General features: G+C 72.2%; 19 protein-coding genes. 10 read left to right on the forward strand and 9 right to left on the reverse strand.

The features are described 5' to 3' along the window. Positions 1 to 15: 15 nt before the first annotated feature. Positions 16 to 726 carry a VOC family protein gene (locus HD593_RS37695; protein ID WP_185106682.1) on the reverse strand — a complete coding sequence of 237 codons (711 nt, stop codon included), beginning with the start codon at positions 724 to 726 and terminating at the stop codon, positions 16 to 18. Positions 727 to 823: 97 nt separating this feature from the next. Further along, positions 824 to 1,291, reverse strand: a complete 468-nt coding sequence (locus tag HD593_RS37700; RefSeq protein WP_185106683.1) for a MarR family transcriptional regulator — start codon at positions 1,289 to 1,291, stop codon at positions 824 to 826. 98 nt (positions 1,292 to 1,389) lie between these two features. Between HD593_RS37700 and ybaK the strand changes: the two genes are divergently transcribed. Further along, the gene (gene ybaK, locus HD593_RS37705; protein ID WP_185106684.1) at positions 1,390 to 1,884 is read left to right on the forward strand and encodes a Cys-tRNA(Pro) deacylase; all 495 of its coding nucleotides are present in this window, start codon (positions 1,390 to 1,392) and stop codon (positions 1,882 to 1,884) included. A 32-nt stretch (positions 1,885 to 1,916) separates the two neighbouring features. On the opposite strand, the gene HD593_RS37710 is transcribed toward ybaK, so the two are convergent. Both HD593_RS37710 and murA read right to left on the reverse strand, forming a co-directional pair. Further along, on the reverse strand, positions 1,917 to 4,241 hold the full coding sequence (locus HD593_RS37710) for a transglycosylase domain-containing protein (RefSeq protein WP_312903984.1): 2,325 nt from the start codon (positions 4,239 to 4,241) through the stop codon (positions 1,917 to 1,919). A gap of 53 nt (positions 4,242 to 4,294) precedes the next feature. Beyond that, a complete protein-coding gene (gene murA, locus HD593_RS37715) occupies positions 4,295 to 5,605 on the reverse strand; it encodes a UDP-N-acetylglucosamine 1-carboxyvinyltransferase (RefSeq protein WP_312903986.1) in 1,311 nt (436 codons plus the stop codon). A 63-nt stretch (positions 5,606 to 5,668) separates the two neighbouring features. Here murA and HD593_RS37720 point away from each other — a divergent pair, with 63 nt between their 5' ends. Further along, positions 5,669 to 6,190: a hypothetical protein gene (locus HD593_RS37720; RefSeq protein WP_185106685.1), complete on the forward strand. Its 522-nt coding sequence runs from the start codon at positions 5,669 to 5,671 to the stop codon at positions 6,188 to 6,190. On the opposite strand, the gene HD593_RS37725 is transcribed toward HD593_RS37720, so the two are convergent. Further along, on the reverse strand, positions 6,187 to 7,569 hold the full coding sequence (locus HD593_RS37725) for an amidase (protein WP_185106686.1): 1,383 nt from the start codon (positions 7,567 to 7,569) through the stop codon (positions 6,187 to 6,189). The genes HD593_RS37720 and HD593_RS37725 overlap by 4 nt on opposite strands. A 43-nt stretch (positions 7,570 to 7,612) precedes the next feature. Further along, positions 7,613 to 11,140: a DNA polymerase III subunit alpha gene (gene dnaE / locus HD593_RS37730; protein WP_185106687.1), complete on the reverse strand. Its 3,528-nt coding sequence runs from the start codon at positions 11,138 to 11,140 to the stop codon at positions 7,613 to 7,615. A gap of 166 nt (positions 11,141 to 11,306) precedes the next feature. Here dnaE and HD593_RS37735 point away from each other — a divergent pair, with 166 nt between their 5' ends. Together HD593_RS37735 and HD593_RS37740 are read left to right on the forward strand one after the other, a co-directional pair. Then, positions 11,307 to 12,647, forward strand: a complete 1,341-nt coding sequence (locus HD593_RS37735) for an amino acid permease (RefSeq protein WP_312903988.1) — start codon at positions 11,307 to 11,309, stop codon at positions 12,645 to 12,647. A gap of 120 nt (positions 12,648 to 12,767) precedes the next feature. Beyond that, entirely contained in the window at positions 12,768 to 13,808 is a 1,041-nt protein-coding gene (locus HD593_RS37740) for an SGNH/GDSL hydrolase family protein (protein WP_185106688.1), read from the forward strand. Here HD593_RS37740 and HD593_RS64655 read toward each other — a convergent pair. Continuing rightward, the gene (locus tag HD593_RS64655) at positions 13,762 to 14,727 is read right to left on the reverse strand and encodes a chorismate mutase (protein ID WP_185106689.1); all 966 of its coding nucleotides are present in this window, start codon (positions 14,725 to 14,727) and stop codon (positions 13,762 to 13,764) included. The two genes, HD593_RS37740 and HD593_RS64655, sit on opposite strands and share 47 nt — an antisense overlap. A gap of 288 nt (positions 14,728 to 15,015) precedes the next feature. Here HD593_RS64655 and HD593_RS37750 point away from each other — a divergent pair, with 288 nt between their 5' ends. Genes HD593_RS37750 through HD593_RS37775 form a run of 6 tightly spaced genes read left to right on the forward strand, consistent with a single transcriptional unit; the run spans position 15,016 to position 21,796 of the window. After that, entirely contained in the window at positions 15,016 to 16,977 is a 1,962-nt protein-coding gene (locus tag HD593_RS37750; RefSeq protein WP_185106690.1) for a serine/threonine-protein kinase, read from the forward strand. 13 nt (positions 16,978 to 16,990) lie between these two features. Further along, the gene (locus HD593_RS37755) at positions 16,991 to 18,670 is read left to right on the forward strand and encodes a serine/threonine-protein kinase (RefSeq protein ID WP_185106691.1); all 1,680 of its coding nucleotides are present in this window, start codon (positions 16,991 to 16,993) and stop codon (positions 18,668 to 18,670) included. Next, positions 18,667 to 19,509: an AraC family transcriptional regulator gene (locus tag HD593_RS37760; RefSeq protein ID WP_312903990.1), complete on the forward strand. Its 843-nt coding sequence runs from the start codon at positions 18,667 to 18,669 to the stop codon at positions 19,507 to 19,509. The genes HD593_RS37755 and HD593_RS37760 overlap by 4 nt, the downstream gene beginning before the upstream one ends. An 11-nt stretch (positions 19,510 to 19,520) precedes the next feature. Next, positions 19,521 to 20,195, forward strand: a complete 675-nt coding sequence (locus HD593_RS37765) for an AzlC family ABC transporter permease (protein ID WP_185106692.1) — start codon at positions 19,521 to 19,523, stop codon at positions 20,193 to 20,195. Beyond that, a complete protein-coding gene (locus tag HD593_RS37770) occupies positions 20,192 to 20,503 on the forward strand; it encodes an AzlD domain-containing protein (protein ID WP_185106693.1) in 312 nt (103 codons plus the stop codon). The genes HD593_RS37765 and HD593_RS37770 overlap by 4 nt, the downstream gene beginning before the upstream one ends. A gap of 9 nt (positions 20,504 to 20,512) precedes the next feature. Next, on the forward strand, positions 20,513 to 21,796 hold the full coding sequence (locus HD593_RS37775; RefSeq protein ID WP_185106694.1) for a serine/threonine-protein kinase: 1,284 nt from the start codon (positions 20,513 to 20,515) through the stop codon (positions 21,794 to 21,796). A 7-nt stretch (positions 21,797 to 21,803) separates the two neighbouring features. Here HD593_RS37775 and HD593_RS37780 read toward each other — a convergent pair whose 3' ends face one another. Together HD593_RS37780 and HD593_RS37785 are read right to left on the reverse strand one after the other, a co-directional pair. Further along, positions 21,804 to 22,733: an RluA family pseudouridine synthase gene (locus HD593_RS37780; RefSeq protein WP_185106695.1), complete on the reverse strand. Its 930-nt coding sequence runs from the start codon at positions 22,731 to 22,733 to the stop codon at positions 21,804 to 21,806. Next, entirely contained in the window at positions 22,726 to 23,223 is a 498-nt protein-coding gene (locus HD593_RS37785; RefSeq protein WP_312903992.1) for a signal peptidase II, read from the reverse strand. Before HD593_RS37785 ends, HD593_RS37780 begins: the two co-directional genes overlap by 8 nt. Positions 23,224 to 23,280 lie beyond the last annotated feature (57 nt).

Genomic DNA, 23,280 nt, shown 5'->3' on the forward strand with positions numbered 1-23,280 from the left:
CTCCGGCCGTCCCGGCTACCGTGCGGCCAGTTCGGCGAGGCCGGCCGCGCCCGAGGCGGCGCGGATGGCGATCTCGGCCCCGTCCTCGGTGGTGAGGCCGAGCCCCCGCAGGCCCGGCGTCCCGCCGACGAAGCGCAGGGGCAGGGCCTGGAACGTCTCGGGGCCGAGGTGGTCCTCCACCTCGTCGGGGTCGCCGCCGAGTTCGAGCCAGGCGACCGCGAGCAGGGGCCGTTCGTGCGCCATCGGCGCCCGGCGTGCCGGGTGCTGGTCCAGGTCCTCGTGGTAGTACCAGTTGGGGAGCCCGCGGGCCCAGGTCAGCGCGGCGTTGCCGGGCGCCATGACCGTGGTCGAGGACGTCCCGTCCGGCCGCAGGGCGCCCGGGGCCGTCACGACCTCGCCGCCGAAGCGGCGGGCCACGTCCTCGAGGTCCGCGTAGCTGCGGGCCCGGAGGTTCCACGTCATCCAGTGGTCGCCCCGGCGGGTGGTCTCCTCGAACCAGGTGCGGAACGCGCCGATCTCCGGGGGCAGCTCGGCGTGGTGGTCGATCACGGACTCGACGTTGATGAAGGCGTCGCCCGGCAGCGGGATGACGCGGTGGGCGGTGGGCATGACCGCCAGCCATCCTCCCTCGTGGCTGCGCAGCCCGGTCTCGCGGCGCAGCCGCTCCGCGCTCTCGTAGAGGTGACGTACGCCGAGGGTGACGTGGTCGAGGTCGTACACGGGCATGCGACTACTCCTGTTGGGTTTGAAATCAAATAACATTTGAAACCAAACCTAAAGAGGCATAGTGGTGCCTGTCAACGCCCCGCGGGCGACGGAAGGGTCAGTCGGGCTGCCCGGTGCGCTTCATCGTCTCGCGCTCGTACGTGCGCAGCGCGTCGATGACCAGCTGCCGCTCGCGCGGGGCCAGCGGCTCCAGCGCGGTCCGCCACGCGTCCGCGCCCGCGGCCAGCCAGCCCTCGATCGCGTCGCGGTGCCCGTCGCCGATGCTCACGATCGTGCGCCGGCGGTCGCGCTCGTCCTCGGTCCGTACGAGGATCCCCTGCCGGCTCAGGTCACCGACCATCAGGCTGACCGTCGTGGACGCGATCTCCAGCCTCCCGGCCAGCGTCTTCACCGTGGCGGGGCCGTCGTACAGCAGGAGGGCGAGCAGGGACAGGTGGCGGGGGGTGAGCGCGAAGTCGCGCAGCTGCTCGGGGACCGGCATGCGCTTGGCACGCGCGACCAGCCGCGGCATCAGCAGGAGCATCTCCCGCACTCCCTGGTCGACGGTCGGGCCGTCCGTAGGCATCGCTTCCTCTGTGGGTTTGCCGGCAAACCTTTTCGACGAGTATCGCAGAGGGGAAGCCCCGCGTGTCCAACGGCGGCGCCGCGCTAGGGTCATCAACCATGTCTCGCAAAACCAAGACAGGGGGCACTCCTGCCACCATGGCCCTGGCCAAGGCCAAGGCGGAGTTCACGCTGCACCCGTACGAGCATGACGCCGCCGCCCAGGCGTACGGCGAGGAGGCCGCCGACGCGCTCGGCGTGCCGTACGAGCGGATCTTCAAGACGCTCGTCGCCGAGGTCGAGAGCGGGCTGGCGGTGGCGGTGGTGCCGGTGGCGGGCAAGCTCGACCTCAAGGCGCTGGCGAGCGCGCTCAACAGCAAGCGGGCCGCGATGGCCGACGCCGCCAAGGTCGAACGGGTGACGGGGTACGTCGTCGGCGGGATCAGCCCGCTGGGGCAGCGCAAGCAGCTGCCCACCGTGGTGGACTCGTCGGCGCTCGACTTCGAGACGATCTACTTCTCGGCGGGCAAGCGCGGGCTCCAGATCGAGACGGCCCCCGACAACCTCATCACGCTCACCCGCGCCGTCACGGCCCCCATCGGCAAGACCGGCTGACACCTGGCAGTCCGGATGGCCGCCGCCGCGCCTCACGGCCTGCGCCCGTAACGCCGCCCCTCGGGCGCCCCGTCGGCCGGGCCGCGGCGGGGCCGTTCCAGCAGGGGGCGGTCCGGGGGCAGGCGGCGGAGCAGCCGGTCCGGGCGCTCGCGCTCGCGCGGCGGCGGCCACTCCACAGACGGCCCGGGGCTCTGCCCGAGCAGCCACTCGAACAGCCGCCGGGCCCGCCGCCCGAACGGGTTGTTCCCCCGCTTCTTGCGCTCCTCCTCGGCCAGCGCCTCCTCCAGCCCCGGCGTGTGCCCGCCCCCGAAGCGTGACATGTCGGGCCCGGCGAACCCGCGCGGCTCCGTACGCCGCAGCGCCGCCCCCATCGACTCCACCCAGATCGGCCCCGGCAGCGACGCCCCCTGCACCGACCCGTAGTACCGGTCCCCGATCTGCACCCCCTGCAGCGGGAACCGGTAGGACCCCCGGATGTCCCCCACGCTGACCGCCGCCGCCAGGTGCGGCGTGTAGCCGGCGAACCAGGCGGAGGTGTAGCCGTTGTTGGTGCCCGTCTTCCCCGCGGCGGGCCGCCCGATGCTCTGCCCCTTCATCGTGCCCTTGTCGAACACGCCCTCCAGCACGTGGTTGACCGCGTCCGCGATGGGCCGTTCGATGACCTGCTCGCAGGACGGCGGCACGTGGGTGCGCCGCCCGTCCCTGCCGACGATCTCCACGATGGCCAGCGGCCGGCAGTACTGCCCCCGCGCCGCGAACGCCGCGAAGGACGCCGCGACCGTCACCGGGTCCATCTCGTTGACCCCCAGCGTGAACGTCGGCACCTCCTTCAGCGGCTCCCCGTCCGCCCTGGTGGCGCCGAGCGTCCTGGCCATGCGCACGACGTTGCAGAGCCCGACCTTGCGCTCCAGCATCATGTAGAAGATGTTCACCGACTTCCAGGTGCCGGTCTCGATGCTGTGCGGCCCGCCCTCGCCCTCGCCGCTGGCGTTCAGCACGCGGGTGTTCGGGTCGTTGACGGGCTTGCCCGAGCAGTCGCGGTAGCCCTGCCCCGGCACCAGCGACCCCGGCGTCTGGAAGCCGTCGCCGAAGCGCCACCCCTGCTGCAGCGCGGTGGCCAGGGTGAACACCTTGAACGTGGAGCCGGCCTGGAATCCCTGCCCGCCGCCGTGCGCCACGTCGGCCGGCAGGTTGAAGGTGGTCTTGGGGCCATTCTTGCGGTTGCCGGGGTTGCGGCCGAAGCGTTTGCTGGCGGCCATCGCCCTGATCCGCCCGGTACGCGGCTCCACCATGGCCTCGGCGGCCACCTCGGTGTCCTCCGGCGAGACGTGCTCGCGGATGGCCCGCTCGGCGGCGCGCTGCGCGATCGGGTCGAGGCTGGTCCTGATCGTCAGGCCGCCCCTGGCCATCCTGCGCTGCCGTTCGCGCTCGGTGTTGCCGAAGACGGGGTTCGACAGGAGCTCGCGCTGCACGTACATGCAGTAGAACGGGTACTCGCTCTGGGCGCAGCCGCCGGGCTCGGGCCGCAGCCGGATGCCGAGCGGCGCCGCCTTGCCGCTCGCCGCCTCCTGCTGGGTGATCTGCTTGAGCCCCGCCATGCGGTCGAGCACGAGGTCGCGCCGCATCTTCAGGCGCTCCCTGTGCTCCTGCCCGAGCGAGGGATCCGTCGAGTACGGCATGCGCACCGCCCCCGCCAGCGTGGCCGCCTGGGTGAGCGTCAGCCGGGAGGCGGAGGTGGAGAAGAACCGCCTGGCCGCGGCCTCCACCCCGTGCGCGCCCGCGCCGAAGTAGGCGATGTTCAGGTACCGCTCCAGGATCTCGTCCTTGCGGTACTTCTTCTCCAGCGCCAGCGCCAGCCGCAGCTCGGTGATCTTGCGGGCCAGGTTGGGGGCGCGGGCCCTGTCGCGTTCCGCGTCGCTGCGCGCGCTCTCCACCAGGATGTTCTTGACGAGCTGCTGGGTCAGGGACGAGCCGCCCTGCCGGATGCCGCCTGCCTGGGTGTTGGTGAGCAGTGCCCGGAGCGTGCCCCTGACGTCGAGGCCGCCGTGCTCGTAGAAGCGGGCGTCCTCGATCGCCACGATGGCCCTGCGCATCACGGGCGCGACCGCGCCGAGCCGGACGGCCGTCCTGTTGGCCTCGTAGAACTGGGCGAACGGCCGCCCGTCCTTGTCCAGCAGCCTGGTCACCTGGGCGAGCGGCTCCTCGCGCGGGGCGGGCGGCAGGTCCACGAAGGTGTTCGTGACGCTCATCGCCGCCAGGCCGCCCCCGCCCACCAGCGGAGCGGCCAGCGCGGCCGCCAGCACCCCGCCGAGCGCCCCCGCCAGGCCGAGCGCCCCGACGGATCTGAGTACGGTCACGTCAGATGATGTGCGACGTCCCGATCAGTGGCAAACGCCCGCTTCCGGCCTCTTTACCGTTGGCGTGTGATGTTCAGACCGAGCGACACGAACTGCTCGAACGGCCGGTGGTAGCCGCGCTCGATGTGGTGGACGCCGCGCAGCGTGGACGGCCCGTCGGCCACCGCCGCGGCCAGCACCGCCGAGAACCCGGCCCTGATGTCGGGCAGCGTCACGTCGGCGCCCTTGAGCCTGGACACGCCGCGCACGACGGCCGAGTGGCGGGCGTTGGTGTCGTGGTAGCGGCAGGCGGGCCCGCCGAGGCACTGGTCGAACACCTCGATCTCGCAGCCCATCTTCTGCAGCGCGGGCACGTACACCAGGCGGTTCTCGAAGACCGTCTCGTGCAGCACCGACATGCCCTGGCTCTGCGTGAACAGCACCATCAGCGGCGTCTGCCAGTCGGTCATGAACCCGGGGTGGGTGTCGGTCTGCACGGCCGCCGCGCGCAGGCCCTCGGGGGGCGCGGTGGCGCACAGGTACTCGTCGTTGATGTCGAACTGGGCGCCCATCCTGGCCAGCGTGGTGATCGCGGTGACCAGGCGGTCCTGGGGGCAGCCGTGCACGCGGACCTCGCCCTGGGTGACCAGGCCCGCCGCCAGGTACGAGAACGCCTCGATGCGGTCGCCGGTCAGCCAGGTCTGGGCGCCGCGCAGCCGTTCGACGCCCTCGATGACGATCCTGCGGTCGGGCGACAGCTCGATCCTGGCTCCCATCCGCTGCAGGAACAGCGCCAGCTCCACCACTTCCGGCTCGGTGGCCGCGTTCTTCAGCACGGTCTTGCCGTCGGCCAGCACCGCCGACATCAGCACCGTCTCCGTGGCGCCCACGCTCGGGTACGGCAGCTCGATCCGGGTGCCGTTGAGCCGTTTGGCCTTGGCGTAGATGCCGGCGTCGCCCACCTGCACCTCGGCCCCCATCGCGCGCAGGGCGTCCACGTGGAAGTTCACCGGCCGCCGCCCGATCGGGTCGCCGCCGACCAGCGGCACGAACGCCTCCCCCGCCAGGTGCAGCAGGGGGCCGAGCATGAGGATCGGGATGCGGTTCAGCCCGGTGAACGCGTCGGGGACCCGGGGCTCGATCTCCGCGCCCTTCTCGATCCTGATCTCGGTGCGGGAGATCTCGACGTGGATGCCGAGCGCCCGCAGCATCTCGGCGGTGATGCCCACCTCGCCCACCTCGGGGGCGTTGTGGATGCTGCTCTCGCCGTTGCCCATCATGGCCGCGACCATGTGCTTGGACACGCCGTTCTTCGAACCGCGTACTTCGACGTCTCCCCGGAGCGGGCCGGAGGGTTCAATCTGCCAGACCTCTTCTGCAATCACGGAGTGAGCCTAGCCGGGGGATACCATCGAGCTGATTCGGACGTACATGTGAGGGGGAGTGGCGTGACGAGGGAAGTACGCGCTTTTGCGGTAACTGTCCTCACACTCGCCGCTCTCGGGGTCGCCGCCGGACTGCTCTGGTCAGGCCTGACACCGCGGGCGCCGTACCAGGTGACCGACCAGGGCACGGTGCTGGCCGATCCGACCACGCAGGCGCTGATCGCGGCCGACGGCTGGTTCGCGGTGATCACGGGCGGGCTGGGGCTGCTGTGCGGCGGAGTGGCCTGGTTCTCGGCGCGGCGGTGGATGCTGCCGGTGCTGCTCGGGTTGTGCGCGGGTGGCGTGCTGGCGGCGTTCCTGACGTGGTGGACGGGGTCCACGTTCACGCTGGGGGCCGTCGTGGTGGAGGCGGCCCCCAGCGTGACCGGAGTGAAGATCGTCCCGGGCGCGCTGAGGCTGACCGCCCAGGGGGTGCTGGTGTCCTGGCCGCTGCTGGCCGTGGGGTTCTTCGGGCTGCTGGAGGGCATGCACGGCTACCGCGAGTCGCCTCTCAGGCAGCCGTACGGCGGGATCGGGCAGGGCTAGAGCACGGGGCGGCGCAGGCCGTGGCCGGTGGCCTGCTCGAAGGCCCGCGCCACCCGGAGCACCCTGGCGTCCTCGAACGGCCTGCCCACGATCTGCACGCCCACCGGCAGCCCGTCCCCGGTGAACCCGGCGGGCACGGAGGCGGCCGGCGCGTGCAGCACGCTGATCCAGTACGCCGAGCGCATCCACGCCAGGTAGTCGGGCAGCTTCTGGCCGTTGATCTCGCTGACGTGCGGGTGCTCGACCGGGAACGGCGGCACCTGACTGACGGGCGCGATCAGCACGTCGTAGGTGTCGAAGAAGGCGGCCATGCGCTGGTAGAGGCGGCTGCGCGCCGTCTCGGCCCTGGCCAGGTCGGCGCCCGTGACCTTGCGGCCCTGCTCGACGTTCCAGGCGGTGTTGGGGCCGAGCCCGCTCTTGTCGCCGTGGACGAGCAGGTAGTTCCACGCCCGGTAGGTCCTGAACGCGTCCTCGGCGTCACTCAGGTCCAGCTCGACCTGCTCCACGCGCGCCCCGAGCCGCTCGAACACCCCGGGCGCGGTCGCGGTGACCGCCGCCGTCCGCGGGTCGACGGGCAGCCCGCCCAGGTCGGGGCTCCACGCCACGCGCAGCCCCGCCACCCCCTGCTCGGGCTCGGGCGCGAACACCTCCTTGATCGAGTACGGCGAGCGCCGGTCGAACCCGGCGACGACCCCGAGCATCAGCGTCACGTCCTCGACCGTCCTGGCCATGGGCCCGGAGACGCTCAGCGTGTACCAGGCGTTGACGTCGGAGATGTCGGGCACCCGGCCGGGCGTGGGGCGCAGGCCGACGACGTTGCAGAACGAGGCGGGGTTGCGCAGGGACCCGCCCATGTCGGAGCCGTCGGCCAGCGGCACCATCCCGGTCGCCAGCGCGACCGCCGCTCCCCCGCTGCTGCCTCCGGCTGACTTGGACAGGTCGTAGGGGTTCCTGGTGGCGCCGAACACCTCGTTGACGGTGTGGGAGCCGGTGCCGAACTCGGGGGTGTTGGTCTTGCCCACGGTGACGGCGCCGGCCGCACGCAGCCGCTGGACGATCAGGTCGTCCCGCTCGGGCACGTGGTCGGCGAACAGCGGCGAGCCGTACGTGGTCCTGATGCCGGCGGTGTCGACGAGGTCCTTGTGGGCGACCGGCACGCCGTGCAGCGGCCCGGCGGCCCCCTCCGACGAGAGGGCCGCGTCGGCCGCCCGCGCCGCCTCCATGGCCCGCTCGGCGACGAGGGTGACGATGGCGTTGACGTGCGGGTTGACCTGTTCGATCCGGTCGAGGTGGGCCTGGAGTACCTCCACGGCGCTCACCTGCCGGGCCCTGATCAGCCGGGCCAGCTCGGTCGCGGTCAGGAAATGCAGTTCGCTCACGCCTGCGATCCTGCCCCACGGCCGCCCCGCCGGGGAACGGGGGTCAGGCGCCCAGGCAGGCCGGGCCGAGGAGCTGCTTCAGGTCGCCCATCAGCGCCGGGGACGGCGTGACCCGCAGCCGGTCGTCCACCCGCATCACCGTCGTCTTGGGCCCGTTGTGCACCTGCAGATGCACCTCGGACGTGCCCGGATGGGTGGTGAGGATCTCCTTCAGCCGCCCCACCACCGGCGGCGTGCAGCGGGTCAGCGGCAGGCTCACCAGCAGCGGGCCGCCGGCCTCCACGGTGAGGTCGGGCGCCGTCACCTCCATCGCGATGATCTTGGCGACGTCCTCCCGCTTGTCGATCCGCCCCTTGACGAACACGATCGCGTCCTCGGCCAGCAACGTCGAGCAGAGCTGGTACGCCGACGGGAAGATCATCACCTCGATGGAGCCCGCGAGGTCCTCCAGCTGGGTCAGCACCCAGGTGTCGCCCTTCTTGGTGACCTTGCGCTGCACCCCGCTCAGGATGCCCCCCACGGTCACGACCTGGCCGTCGCTCCGGCTCTCGTCCTGGACGGCGGCGACCGAGCAGTCGGCCCCGGCGGCCAGGATGTGCTCGACGCCGAACAGCGGGTGGTCCGACACGTACAGGCCGAGCATCTCCCGCTCGAACTGCAGCAGCGTGTTCTTGTCCCACTCGCCCACCGGGATCTGCACGTCGAAGGTCTGGTCCTCGCCGCCGTCGATCGCGCCGAACAGGGAGTCCTGGCCGATGGCCTCGTTCTTCTTGATGTCGATGATCGCGTCTACCGCCTGCTCGTGCACCATGACCAGGCCCTTGCGCACGTGCCCCAGCGAGTCGAACGCGCCCGCCTTGATCAGCGACTCGATCACGCGCTTGTTGCAGACGATGGCCGGCACCTTGCGCAGGAAGTCCTTGAAGTCGGCGAAGCGGCCCTTCTCCTTGCGCGCGGAGATGATGCCGTCGACGACGTTGCCGCCGACGTTGCGGACGGCCGACAGGCCGAAGCGGATGTCGGTGCCACGCGGGGTGAAGTCGAAGTCGGAGTCGTTGACGTCCGGCGGGAACACCTTGATGCCCATGCGGCGGCACTCGTTGAGGTAGAGGGCCGACTTGTCCTTGTCGTCCTTGACCGACGACAGCAGCGCGGCCATGTAGGCGGCCGGGTAGTTGGCCTTGAGGTAGGCGGTCCAGTAAGCGATGAGGCCGTAGGCGGCGGTGTGGGCCTTGTTGAAGGCGTAGTCGGAGAACGGCAGCAGGATGTCCCACAGCGCCTTGATGGCCTCGGCGGGGAAGCCGTTGTCCAGCATGCCCTTCTCGAAGCCGGCGTACTGCTTGTCCAGCTCCGCCTTCTTCTTCTTGCCCATCGCGCGGCGCAGCAGGTCGGCGGCGCCGAGCGTGAAGCCGGCCACCTTCTGGGCGATGGCCATGACCTGCTCCTGATAGATGATCAGGCCGTAGGTCGTGTCGAGGATGTCCTTGAGCGGCTCCTCCAGCGCCGGGTGGATCGGCGTGATGTCCTGCTGGCCGTTCTTGCGCAGGGCGTAGTTGGTGTGGGAGTTGGCGCCCATCGGGCCGGGACGGTAGAGCGCGAGGGCGGCGGAGATGTCCTCGAAGTTGTCGGGGCGCATCAGGCGCAGCAGCGAGCGCATGCCGCCGCCGTCGAGCTGGAACACGCCCAGCGTGTCGCCCCTGGCCAGCAGCTCGTACGACTTGCGGTCGTCCAGCGGCAGCGAGAGCAGGTCGACCTTCTCACCCGTGGTCGCCTCGATCATCTTGAGGCAGTCGTCCATGATGGTGAGGTTGCGCAGGCCCAGGAAGTCCATCTTCAGCAGGCCGAGCGTCTCGCAGGTCGGGTAGTCGAACTGCGTGATGATCGCGCCGTCGGAGTCGCGGCGCATGATCGGGATGTGGTCGGTCAGCACCTCGGCGGACATGATCACGCCGGCGGCGTGCACGCCGGTCTGCCTGATCAGGCCCTCCAGGCCCTTGCCGAGGTCCATCGTCGCCTTGACGTCGACGTCTTCCTCGTACAGGCGGCGCAGCTCGCCCGCCTCGGCGTAGCGCGGGTGGTCCTTGTCGAAGATGCCCGCCAGCGGGATGTCCTTGCCCATCACGGCGGGCGGGAACGCCTTGGAGACGCGGTCGCCCAGCGCGTACGGGTAGCCCAGGACGCGGCCCGCGTCCTTGATGGCGGCCTTGGCCTTGATGGTGCCGAACGTGGCGATCATGGCGACCTTGTCGGCGCCCCACTTCTCGGTCACGTAGCGAATCACGTCGCCGCGCCTGCGCTCGTCGAAGTCGATGTCGACGTCGGGCATGGAGACGCGCTCGGGGTTGAGGAACCGCTCGAAGATCAGGCCGTGCGGGAGCGGGTCGAGGTCGGTGATGCCCATCGCGTACGCGACCAGCGAGCCGGCCGCCGAGCCACGGCCGGGGCCGACCGGGATGCCGTTCTCCTTGGCCCACATGATGAAGTCGGCGACCACGAGGAAGTAGCTCGGGAAGCCCATCTGCTCGATGATCCCGATCTCGTACTCGGCCTGCCGGCGGTGCTCCTCGTCGTAGCCCTCGGGCCAGCGCCGGTCCATGCCCTCCCAGACGGTCTGGCGGAAGAACGCGCTCTCCGTCATGCCGTCGGGGACCGGGTAGGTCGGCATGAGGTTCTTGAACTCGAAGAACCCGGTCGCGTCGACCCGCTCGGCCACCAGCAGGGTGTTGCGGCAGCCCTCGGCCCACAGGTCGGAGGAGTCGACCGCGCGCATCTCGTCGGCGCTCTTGATGTAGTAGCCGGAGCCGTCGAAGCGGAAGCGGTCGGGGTCGGAGAGCTGCTTGCCCGTCTGGATGCACAGGAGGGCGTCGTGGGAGGAGGCGTCGGACTCGTAGGTGTAGTGCGAGTCGTTGGTCACCAGGGGCGGGATGTTCAGCTCTTTGCTGATCCTGGTCAGGCCGTCGCGGACGCGGCGCTCGATGTCGAGGCCGTGGTCCATGATCTCCAGGAAGAAGTTTTCCTTGCCGAAGATGTCCTGAAATTTCGCGGCGGCCTTCAGCGCCTCGTCGTACTGGCCGAGCCGCAGCCTCGTCTGCACCTCGCCCGACGGGCAGCCCGTGGTGGCGATCAGGCCGTCGGCGTGCTCGGCCAGGATGTCGGCGTCCATGCGCGCCCACTTGCGCACGAAGCCCTCGGTGTAGGCGCGCGAGGACAGCCGCATCAGGTTGTGCAGGCCCGTCTTGTTGCGCGCCCAGATCGTCATGTGGGTGTAGTAACCACCCGCCGAGACGTCGTCGCGCTTCTGGTGCGGCTCGCCCCACAGCACCGGCTTCTTGTTGTGCCGCGACTCCGGCGCGACGTACGCCTCGATGCCGATGATCGGCTTGATGTCGGCGGCCGTGGCCTGCTTGTAGAAGTCGTAGGCGCCGTGCATGTTGCCGTGGTCGGTGATCGCGATCGCGGGCATCCCCAGGTCACCGACCTGCTTGAACATCTGCTTGAGGCGGGCCGCCCCGTCCAGCATGGAGTATTCCGTATGTACATGCAGGTGCACGAACGAGTCGCTGGACGACATGGAGCGGCGCCTCCCGGTCTCGGTGGGTTGTGGCATCTGACTTTAGTGGTCCCGACCGACAACCCGGGGCCCATCCGGCGGCCCGGGGGACCGGCGCGCCGCGGGCGGCGGCGATCAGCAGCACCGATATCCTCGGATTCACACTGGGTGATCGAGGAGTCACGGGGTGCGCACGCAGACCGAAGAGGGATACACGCACGCGCTGGGCAACCGCCAGGTCCAGATGATCGCCATCGGCGGGGCCATCGGCGTGGGCCTGTTCCTGGGCTCCGGGGGCCGGCTCGCAGCCGCCGGGCCCGCGCTGGTGCTCTCCTACGCCGCCGCCGGGATCGCCGCGTTCTTCGTCATGCGGGCGCTCGGCGAGCTCGTGCTCTACCGGCCGGTCTCCGGCTCGTTCGTCGACTACGCCGGTGAGTTCATCGGCCCGTGGGCGGCCTTCGCCAGCGGCTGGATGTACTGGATCAACTGGGCGGCCACCGGCGTCGCCGAGCTGACCGCGATCGCCGCCTACATCCACTACTGGGCGCCGGCCTTCCCCCAGTGGCTCACGGCGCTGATCGCGCTCGGCTTCGTCATGACGGTCAACCTGCTGTCGGTGCGCCTGTTCGGCGAGCTGGAGTTCTGGTTCGCCATGCTCAAGGTGCTGGCCATCACGGTGTTCCTGGTCGTCGGCCTGGTGCTGGTGGTGTTCGCGATCGGCCAGGCGGGGCCGCACAACCTGGTCTCGCACGGCGGGTTCTTCCCGACCGGGTTCCCGCTGGTGCTGATGAGCCTGCAGTCGGTGGTGTTCGCGTACGCGTCGATCGAGCTGGTCGGCATCACGGCGGGCGAGACGGCCAGGCCGCGCGAGGTCATGCCGAAGGCCATCAACGGCGTGGTGTGGCGGATCGCGATCTTCTACGTGGGCTCGGTGGCGCTGCTGGCGATGGTCCTGCCGTGGACCGCCTACCGCGCGGGCACGTCCCCGTTCGTGACGGTCTTCTCCGGGCTAGGCATCCCGTGGGCGGCCGACGCCATGAACCTCGTCGTGATCACCGCCGCGCTCTCGTCCTGCAACTCCGGCCTGTACGCCACGGGCCGCATCCTGCGCTCGATGGCCATGAAGCAGGAGGCGCCCCGCTTCGCCGGCGCCCTGAGCACCAGGCACGTGCCGATCGGCGGCATCCTGTTCACCGCGATCATGTTCCTGGCGGGGGTGGCGCTGTTCTATTTCCTGCCGGAGCGGGCCTTCAACATCGCCACCGCCGTGGCCTCCCTGGGGGTGATCACGACGTGGGGCGTGCTGGTGCACTGCCAGACCCGGCTGCGCCGCACGGGTCACCGCTCGGACTTCCCGATGCCGGGCTCGCCCTACACCAACTGGCTGACGATGGCGTTCCTGGCGCTGGTGGTGCTGCTGATGCCGTTCGCCGACGAGGACCAGCGGGTGGCGTTCTACCTGATCCCCCTGCTGGCCGCCGCCATCGCGCTGGGCTGGTGGGCCGTCCGGCGCCGCCGCCCGTCCTGAGGCCGCCGTTCCCGCACGCCCGCGGCGCCGGGGTCGCTGGGTAGTCTCGATGGCGCAGCAGAGGAGTCGCCGGGCGGGGAGGTCGCACTGGACGCAGCGAGAAGGAAGATCGTCCAGACGGTGGCCGCGGCCGCCATCGGCGTCGCGCTGGCCGTGGCGTGCCTGCCCCTGGGCGTCTACCCGAGGCTGGCCTGCGCCGTGCTGGACGCGGGCTGCCCCACCGGCGCCGCGCCGCGGGGCGAGTTACCGCGCCTCACCAGGCTGACGGCCGTCCAGGTGGCCCAGAGCGGCACGTACGTGGCGCTCGGCGACTCCTACTCCTCCGGCGAGGGGGTGTGGGAGCTGGACCAGGCTCCGGTCAACGACGGGGCCGACCGCTGCCACCGCTCGGAGGGCTCGTACGTGCCGCTCGTCGCCGAGGCCTACCGGTTCGGCGGCGGCACCGCCTTCTACGCCTGCAGCGGCGCCACCACCCGCCAGCTCCTGTCGGGCCAGTACGGCCAGCCGCCCCAGATCACCCGCGTCACCGCGGCGGCGAGCCTGGTGACGCTGAGCATCGGGGGCAACGACGCCGGCTTCTCCAAGGTGCTGACGGGCTGCATCGTCAAGATCCCGTGGTCGTCGGCCTGCGTCGACCAGGACGCCGCGGTCAACCGGCGCATCGAGGAGCTGCGTACGAGCATGCTCCAGGTGCTCAGGGAGGTACGCGGGCGCGCGCCCGCCGCGCGCGTCATCGTGCTCGGCTACCCGCGCCCGTTCCCCGAGCAACCGGTGGAGAGCGTCGACAACCTGACCGTGGCCGACCAGCGCTGGCTGAACACCATGACGCGGCGGCTCAACGACACGGTCGGGTCGGTGGTGGCGGAGTTCGACCGGGCCATCGCGGCGTTCGGGGCGCCGGGCAGCGCCGAGTACGTGGACGCCTACGAGGCGTTCGCCGGGCACGAGGTGGGCCGGCCGCGCCCGTTCCTGAACGGGCTGGCCGTGGACATGGACGAGCTGCGGGTCAACGCGCGCAGCTACCACCCGACGGGTGACGGCTACCGCCGCTTCGCCGAGCTCATCACCAAGCAGATCGCCGCCGGCCCCGGGCGGCCGATGAACAACGTCCTGGTCACCGACCCGAACGCTCCTCGGCAAGGTGCAGCCCCGCCTCGATGACGGCGTTCATGATGGCCGACAGCCGCGACTCGCCCAGCGCGGGCGCCCGCACGGCCATCCTGGCCACGACGTCGCGCTCCCTGCCCAGGTCGCGCCCGGCGAAGCCGCCGACGGGCTTGAGCCGCTGCACGATGCCCGCCAGCTCGGCCCGCCGCTCCAGCAGCGTGGCCAGGGCGGCGTCCACCCGGTCGATCGCCTGCCTGCACTCGGGCAGCGTGGCGGGCGTCTCGTCGCGCAGCAGCGCGCCGACGACGGTCACGGCCTCCTCGGCGACCCGCCGCCCGGCCGCCCCCGCGGCCTGCGCCGCCCCCGCGGCCTGCGCCGCCCCCGCGCCTGTACCCGCGCCTGTGCCCGTGCCTGTGCCCGTGCCTGTGCCCGTGCCTGTGCCCGTGCCCGTGCCCGTGCCCGTGCCCGAGTCAATGATCAGCCCATCGGCGCCCGCCGCTACGGCGGCGGCCGACAGGCCGAGGTCGGCGGAGACGTCCACCAGCGCGGGGCGGCCCGAGGCGGCCCGCGCGGCCCGTACGAGCGCCAGGTCGGGACGGCTGCCCCCCTCGCAGAGGATCACCCGCCCGTCGCCCTCGCCCGCGCAGTAGGCGGCCAGCCCCAGCCACTCCTCCATGGAGGCCGACGCCCGCCGCTCCACCACGACCGGCAGCCCGAGCCCCGCAGCCGCGCGCACGAGGGGGATGTCGCGCGTCCACGACGCCCCCACCACGACGGCCGCCGCGTGCTCCGCGATGGCCGGCAGGTCGGCCGCCGTGGCCGGCTCCGCGAGCGTGACACCCGCGCGCAACGCGGCGGGCGGATCGGTACGCAGGCTCACCCGGTCGCCGATCACCACGGCGGGCCCCGCTCCCACGAGGAGGCCGCCCACGGCGACCGCGCCGACCGCGTGCCGTTCCAACGTCGATGACATCCCGACTCCCCACTGTGGCCGGCCCTCGGAGCCGGCGGAAAACCAAAAAGGCAGAGACGGTCTGTCTCTGCCTTCGTGCCGACTCCAGGTGGTCGCTAGCTGACGACCGGCTCTCCCGGAGCCGGCTCGGTAAACGCGTAGCGACGACAAGTCATATCTGAACCCTACACCCCTGTCTCCACCTGCTGGGCGGCGCTTCTCACATGGCGGACTGACCTTCAGGCGAGTCGCCGTTGATCCCTGCCCATGAGAGTATTTCTTGGCCTAGAGGAGGGTTTGAGGCCGTTGATGTCGGATCGCAAGCAGGACGGACGCCGCATCGCCGGCCGCTACCAGCTGCAGGAACCCATCGGCAGGGGCGGGATGGGCATCGTCTGGCGCGCCTACGACGAGCTCCTGGATCGCACGGTCGCGGTCAAGGAGGTCAGGTACGCCGCCGCCCTGGGCGAGGAGGTGCAGCTGCTGAACCGGCGCACGATGCGCGAGGCGAGGGCGGCGGCGAGGTTCGAGCATCCCAACGTGATCGTCGTGCACGACGTGATCGAGGAGGATGAACGTCCCTGGATCGTCATGCAGCTCGTCCAGTCGCGCTCGCTGGGGGCCGTGATCAAGCAGGACGGGCCGCTGCAGCCCAAGCGAGTGGCGGAGATCGGCCTGGCCGTGCTGGACGCGCTGCACCGCGCCCACGAGGCGGGCGTGCTGCACCGCGACGTCAAACCCGAGAACGTGCTGCTGGCCGACGACGGCCGCGTCGTGCTCACCGACTTCGGCATCGCCACGCTGGAGACCGAGACGCAGCTCACCGTGACGGGCCTGGCGGGCACGCCGGCGTTCATCGCGCCCGAGCGGCTCAAGGGCCTGCCCGCGCGGCGCGAGTCCGACCTGTGGTCCCTGGGCGCCACGCTCTACACGGCGGTGGAGGGCCGCTCCCCGCACGAGCGCGGGATGGCGCTGGCCACCATGCACGCCGTGCTCACCGACGAGCCCGACCCCGCCACGCACGCGGGCCCGCTCACCGATGTGATCAACGGGCTGCTGGTCAAGGAGCCGGTGCAGCGGCTGACGTACGAGGAGGCGCAGCGCATGCTGCGCCGGGCCCTGCGCGCCATGATCGCCGCCGAGCCGGACACCGGCGCGACCGGCCCGTCCGTCTCGCCGCCCACCAAGCAGTTCCCCGCCGCGCAGGAACTCCAGGTGCCGGCCCCGGCCGAGCAGAAGCGCCCCGTCGCGCCGCCGGCCAGGCCGAAGCGGCCCGGCCCCGCCAAGGCCAGGCGCCCCTACGAGCCCGTCGAGGACGACACCCCGACCGACCCGAACCTCCTGGCCGCCCGCGCCTCCCAGGAGGGAGCGCCCCAGGCCGTGCCCAACGCCGTGCCCAACGCCGTGCCCAACGCCGGGCCCGCCGCCGCCCCCAACGCCGTGCCCGCAGCCCTGCCCGAGACCGGCGCGCGCATCCCGCACACGCCGACCGTGGAGCCGCCGCTGCCGCCCGCCGAGTCCACGATGGACGCGGCCAGGCCCGATCCGCAGCGCAAGCCCACGATCGTCATCGCGGCGGCCGTGGCGGTGCTGCTGGTGGCGATCGTGGGCGGCTACCTCGGCCTGAACTCCGCCCCCGGCGACGACGCCGCGGAGCGTTCCGCCACGCGTGCGGCAGGCGTCACGACCAGCCCGGCGCAGCCGTCGCCCAGCGCGTCCGCCTCGCAGCCGCCCTCGGCCTCGCCCACGGCCTCGTCCTCCCCGTCGCCGAGTGCCTCGCCCACCTCTGAACCCGAGAAGACCGAGGAGGCCGAGAAGGACCCGCTGCCGTCCGGGTGGAAGTACTACACGGACAAGAAGCTCGGCTTCAAGATCGGCCTGCCCAAGGGCTGGGACGAGTGGACGCGCACCGGCAGGGGCGTCGAGTTCAAGGGCCCGGGCGGGGCGCCCAACGCGCACGTACGCGTCGAGGAGATGCCCAAGCTGGGCAAGGACCCGCTGAAGGGCTGGAAGAAGCTGGAGCCCAGCCTCAAGGACCGGTACGGCGGCTACAAGAAGATCGGCATCGAGAAGGCCGACTTCCGCGAGGCCGCCGCCGACTGGGACTTCTACTGGCCCACGAACACCGGCAAGAGCCGCATCCGCTACCGGGGCTTCGTCGCCGAGAACGGGAAGACGTACGCCATCTACTGGCACACGCTCAGCAGCCACTGGAAGCAGGACTACGACTTCTTCGAAGGCTTCTGCGCGACGTTCGTGCCCTCCAAGTAGGTAGGCTCGCCGCGTGCACGTCAGCAATCGCTATCGCCTCGTCGAGCCGCTCGGCGAGGGCGGGATGGGTGTCGTCTGGCGGGCCTACGACGAGCTGCTCGACCGGACGGTGGCGATCAAGGAGGTCCGCTACACCGGCGTCGGCGACGCCAAGCGGGCCGAGCTCAACCGCAGGACCATCAGGGAGGCCAGGGCCGCCGGGCGCCTCGACCACCCGTCGGTGGTCGTCATCCACGACGTCGTGGAGGAGGACGGCCGGCCCTGGATCGTGATGCAGCTCGTCCGCTCGCGCTCGCTGGCGCAGGTGATCGGCGAGAGCGGGCCGCTGCGCCCCGGGCAGGTCGCGGTGATCGGCGGGCGGGTGCTCGACGCGCTGCGCGCCGCGCACGCCACCGGGGTGCTGCACCGCGACGTCAAGCCCGAGAACGTGCTGCTGGCCGACGACGGCCGCGTCGTGCTCACCGACTTCGGGATCGCCTCCATGGAGGCCGAGGCGGGGCTCACGGCCACGGGCGGCCTGGTGGGCACGCCCGCGTACATGCCGCCCGAGCGGCTGAACGGCGATCCCGCGCTCCCCGAGTCCGACCTGTGGTCGCTGGGCGCCACCCTGTACGCGGCGGTCGAGGGGCGGCCGCCGTTCAAGCGCGACTCGTGGGCGGCGACAGTGGCGGCGGTGCTGCGCGACGAGCCCGAGCCGCCGGTGCGGGCCGGCGTGCTGGAGCCGGTCATCATGGGCCTGCTGCGCCGCGAGCCCGGCGCGCGGCTGCCCGCCGCCGAGGCCGCCAGACTGCTGCACGACGCCGCCTCCGCCCCACCGGCCGGACCGCACCCTGCCCCCCACCCCACCCCGCACCCCACCCCGCCCCCCGCCCCGCACCAGGGCGCATCGGCCACGCCGCCGCCCTGGCAGCCCGGTGCGGACGGGACCGGCTGGCAGACGGCCGGCACCGGCCCGGGCCCCTCGCACCCGACCATGCCAGAACAGCGGCCCAGGCCCGCCGGCGGGCGCCGCAAGGCCTGGTGGATCGGCCTGCCCGTGGCGGTGGCGACCGTGGCGGTGCTGGGCACGGGCGGCGTGCTGCTGTCCGACCGCTGGACCGCGGCCTCCCCCAGCACGTCCCCCACGGCGTCACCGAGCACGTCCCCGAGCACGTCCCCCAGCCCGTCCCCCACGACCGGTGAGCCCACCCCCGGACCCACCGAGACCGTCACCGCCCCGAAGCCCACCCGCACCGCGGTCCCGGCGGGCTGGCGGTCCTACAGGAGCGCGGTCGGCCGCTTCCAGATCGCCATGCCCGAGGGGTGGCGCCCGGCGAAGAACCCGGACAGGGACAGCATCGCCATCAAGGGCCCCGGCTCCCCCGGAACGCTGATCGTGGAGTGGACCGTCCCCGACATCCCGTGGGACGACCCGGAGCGGCACTGGCTCGGCCTGGAGAAGGAGATCCGGGCGAAGGGCGAGTTCCAGCAGTACAAGCGGGTCCGCATCACCCCCGTCGACTACCTGGGCGTGAAGGCCGCCGACTGGGAGTTCATCCGGGTGCGCGGCGGCCAGACGATCCACGTGATCAACCGTGGCTTCCACACCGCGGACGGCCGCCCGTACGCCCTGTACTGGGAGACGCCGCACGCCCGCTGGACCCGGGACCGGCACTACTTCGAGACGTTCGCCAGGACGTTCAAGCCGCTGTGAAGGAGCAGGCCCGATTCTGGCGGCACCCGGCGGTGCCGGAGACGGACCTGCTCAAGGCCCGCTACGTCACCCACCGCTTCTCCCGGCACGTGCACGACGGCTACGCGATCGGCCTGATCGTCTCGGGGGTGGAGGAGTTCGACTACCGGGGCACGCTGCACCGCGCGGGCGCGGGCGAGCTGGTCCTGGTGAACCCCGACGCGGTGCACACGGGGCAGGCGGGCGTGCCGGGCGGCTGGGCGTACCGCATGCTCTATCCCTCGATCGACGCGCTGAGCGGGATCGCGGCGGAGCTGGGCGCGCCCAGCGGCACGCCGTACTTCCCGCGCCAGGTGGTGCGCGACGACCAGGTGGCGGCGCTGCTGGCGCGGGCGCACGAGGCGGCCGAGCGGGGTGACGCGCTGGCGGCCTCGACGCTGAGCCGCACGCTGTTCGGCCGGCTGGTGGCCCGCCACGCCGCGCCCAGGCCGGTCACGGTGCTGCCGGCGGAGGGCAGGCGGGCGGTGCGGGCCGCGCTCGACCTGCTGCACGAGAGCCTGGTGGACCCGCCGACGCTGGAGGACCTGGCCGGGGCGGTGGGGGCGCGGCCGTTCGCGCTGCTGCGGGCGTTCAAGGCCGCGACGGGGCTGCCGCCGCACGCGTACCTGACCTCGCTGCGGGTGCGGCAGGCGCGCAGCCTGCTGCAGGCGGGCGTGCGGCCGGCGCAGGTGGCCGCCGAGGTGGGCTTCACCGATCAGGCCCATCTGAACCGTCACTTCAAGCGCATCGTGGGCGTTCCGCCCGCTGCCTACCAGCGAGCTGCAGGAACGTACAAGACGGACGATTCACCCGGCGCCTAGCCTCGGGTGGCATGGAAGAGACGACCTCCCGTTCCGCCGCCGTGCGGGACGGTCTCGGCGTGGGACTGGCCGTGGGGCTGTCCGGGATCGCCTTCGGCGCCGCGGCGGTCACCGCGGGCCTGTCCGTGCCGCAGGCGTGCGTGCTGAGCCTGCTGGCGTTCACGGGCGCCTCGCAGTTCGCGCTGACCGGCGCGGTCGCCGCCGGCGGCGACCTGGCCGCCGCCACGCTCGGCGCGCTGCTGCTCGGCGGCCGCAACACGCTCTACGGCCTGCGCATGGCCGATCTCCTGCGGGTACGCGGTCAGCACCGGTTCCTGGGCCGGCTCCTGGCCGCCCACGGCGTCATCGACGAGACCACCGCCGTCACCATGGCCCAGCCGGACCCCGAGTCGGCCCGCACGGGCTTCGTCACCACGTTCGCCAGCCTGTACGTCGCCTGGAACCTCACCACGCTGGCCGGCGCGTACGGCACCTCGTTCCTGGGCGACCCCGGCGTGCTGGGGCTGGACGTGGTGGGCCCGGTGGCGTTCCTGGCCATCCTGTGGCCGCGGCTGGCCGAGAGCGCCGAGCTGCGCTGGCTGGCCGCGGGGGCGGCGGCCATCGCCCTGTGCGCCACCCCGTTCCTGCCCGCCGGCGTGCCGGTGCTGCTGTCGGCCGTCGCGGTGCTGGCGGTGATGCTGCGATGACGCTGTGGTGGGCGATCGCCGCCGTCTGCCTGGGCTGCTACGCGCTGAAGCTGGCGGGCCTGGCCGCGCCCCGGCGGGTGCTGGACCATCCGCGGGTGCGCAGGTTCGCGGAGCTGGTGCCGGTGGCGCTGCTGGCGGCGCTGATCGCGGTGCAGACGTTCACGGCGGAGGGCGGGCTGAGCTTCGACCCGGCCAGGACGGCGGGGCTGGGGGCGGCGGTGGTGGCGCTGCTGCTGCGGGCGCCGTTCCTCGTCGTGCTCGCCTCGGCGGCCGTCGTCACCGCGCTTGCCCGGATGCTTCTCGGGTAGTCGCCGTGCATGTCCGATTCAGCTGGGTTGGTGGTCGGTGGGCGTTACCGGCTGCTCAGAACGATCGGCAAGGGCGGCATGGGCATGGTGTGGCACGCCCACGACGAGGTGCTCGGCCGGGACGTGGCCGTGAAAGAGGTGCTGCCGCCGCCGAACATGACCGGTCCCGAGCGTGACGAGTTCGCCGTACGCACCTTCCGTGAGGCCAGGGCCGCGGGCCGGGTGGCGCACCCCGGCGTGGCCACCGTCTACGACGTGCTGGAGGAGCGCGGTCACCCCTGGATCGTCATGCAGCTCGTGCACTCGCGCACGCTGGGCGCCCTGATCCGCGACGAGGGCCCGATGCCGCCCGCCAAGGTCGCCGGCATCGGGTTACAGCTCCTGGAGGCGCTGCGCGCGGCGCACGCGGCCGGCGTGCTGCACCGCGACGTCAAACCCGACAACGTGCTGCTGACGGACGACGGCCGCGCGGTACTGACCGACTTCGGCATCGCCACCACCGAGGACGAGGCGCCCGTGACGAGGACGGGCATCCTGATCGGCACCCCCGCCTTCATGGCGCCGGAACGCGCGGCCGGCGGCCGGGCCAGGCCCGCCTCGGACATGTGGTCGCTGGGCGTGACGCTCTACATGGCCGTCGAGGGCGACTCCCCCTTCCAGCGGGACAACGCCCTGGCCACGCTGGGGGCCGTCATGCACGCCGAGCCCCGGCCGCCGGCCCGCGCGGGCGCGCTCGCCCCCGTGCTGGACGGGCTGCTGCACAAGGACCCGTCCGGGCGCCTGTCGCTGGACGACGCCGAGCGGCGGCTGGCGGCGATCCTGACGGGCGAGCCCCCCGGGCGGACCGGCCCCGTCACCGCGCCGTCAGGGCGGCGGCGGTCCAGCCGGCGCCTGCTGCCACTGGCCGCCATCGCCGGGGGCGCGCTGCTCGTCGGGCTGGTCACGGGGGGCGCGGCCTGGTGGTCGCAGCGGCCGCGCGAGGCGGTCTCCCCCAGCCCCGCACCCGTCGTGGTGACCACCGAGGCCACCACCGTGTACGAATCCCCCACCCCTGAGCTGGAGACCACCCGCCCCGAGAGCAGCCCGGCGCCGCAGGGCGTCCAGCCCCGGGCCACCACGACGCCCCCGCCTCGCAGCACCCCGCCACCGACCCGCGACCAGCCGCGCAGCCCGTCACCCAGCGGGAACAAGAAGGGCTCCACCAAGGAGCCGAAGCCGACCCGGAGCGAGGAGGAGGACGGGGACCCCGGCCGGGTCGAGGGCTCGGACCACGGCGAGGGGGACTCGGCGTGAGGGAGGCTCAGGACTCCGCGCGCACGATGTCCAGCGCCTTCTGCAGGTCCTGCGGGTAGTCGGTGCTGAACGACATCCACTCCCCAGACGAGGGGTGCTCGAACCCGAGCGCCACCGCGTGCAGCCACTGCCGGGTGACCCCCAGCCGGGCCGCCAGCGTCGGATCGGCGCCGTACAGCATGTCCCCGACGCACGGATGGCGCAGCGCCGACATGTGCACCCTGATCTGGTGGGTGCGCCCGGTCTCCAGCTTGATGTCCAGCAGCGACGCGGCCCTGAACGCCTCGACCGTGTCGTAGTGCGTGACGGACGGCTTGCCCCCGGCCACCACCGCGAAGCGGCCGTCGCCCGACGGGTGCCTGTCGATGGGCGCGTCCACCGTGCCCCTGAACGGGTCGGGATGCCCCTGGACCAGCGCGTGGTAGCGCTTGTCGACCGTACGCTCCTTGAAGGCCCGCTTGAGGCGGGAGTAGGCGTGCTCGCTCTTGGCCACCACCATCGCGCCCGTGGTGTTGGCGTCGAGCCGGTGCACGATGCCCTGGCGCTCGGCGGCGCCGCTGGTGGCGATCGTGTGCCCGGCTCCGAGCAGGCCGCCGATCACGGTCGGCCCCGTCCAGCCGACGGTCGGGTGGGCCGCCACCCCGATGGGCTTGTTGACCACGATGATGTCGTCGTCCTCGTACACGATGGTCATGCCGGGCACCGGCTCGGCCACCGGCATGGGGGTGGTGACCGGCGGCGGCAGGGTCACCTCCAGCCACGCGCCCGCGTGCACCCGGTCCGACTTGGCCGGCTGGCGGCCGTCCACGAGCACCTCGCCGGCCGTGATCAGCTCGGCCGCGCGCGTGCGGGAGAAGCCGAACAGCCGCGAGAGCGCGGCGTCGAGCCGCTCGCCCTCCAGCCCGTCGGGCACGGGCAGGCTGCGCTGCTCAGTCATCCTTGCCCACCTCCCTGGACCCGTCGATCTGCACGTTGCGCCAGGCCAGGATCACGGCCAGGACGCCGCCGCAGACGATAGCCGAGTCGGCGATGTTGAACACCGGGAAGTAGTCGATGACCGGGAAGTTGCCCGGCAGTACCTCGATGAAGTCGACGACGTGCCCCTGGAGCTGCGAGGAGCGCCCGAACCCCGAGGGGTAGCGCAGCAGCCGGTCGGTGAGGTTGCCGGTGGCGCCGCCCAGCAGGAGGCCGAGCGTGACGGCCCAGGACCGGCTGCCGAGCTTGCGCGCCGTACGCACGATGGCCACGACCACGCCGGCCGCGATGAGCGTGAAGACGAACGTCATCCCCGTGCCGATGCTGAACGCGGCGCCCGAGTTGAAGATCACCCGGAACTGCAGCACCCCCGGGAGCACGACCAGCGGCGGCTCACCTTCCAGCGTGCGCAGCACCACGGTCTTGGTGGCCAGGTCGGCCGCGTAGATCACGGCCGCCAGCGTCACGAGAACGGCGAAGAGGCGCCGGCGGGGCCTGCCCGCTGCGCC

This window comes from Nonomuraea rubra (assembly GCF_014207985.1).
Taxonomy (GTDB): domain Bacteria; phylum Actinomycetota; class Actinomycetes; order Streptosporangiales; family Streptosporangiaceae; genus Nonomuraea; species Nonomuraea rubra.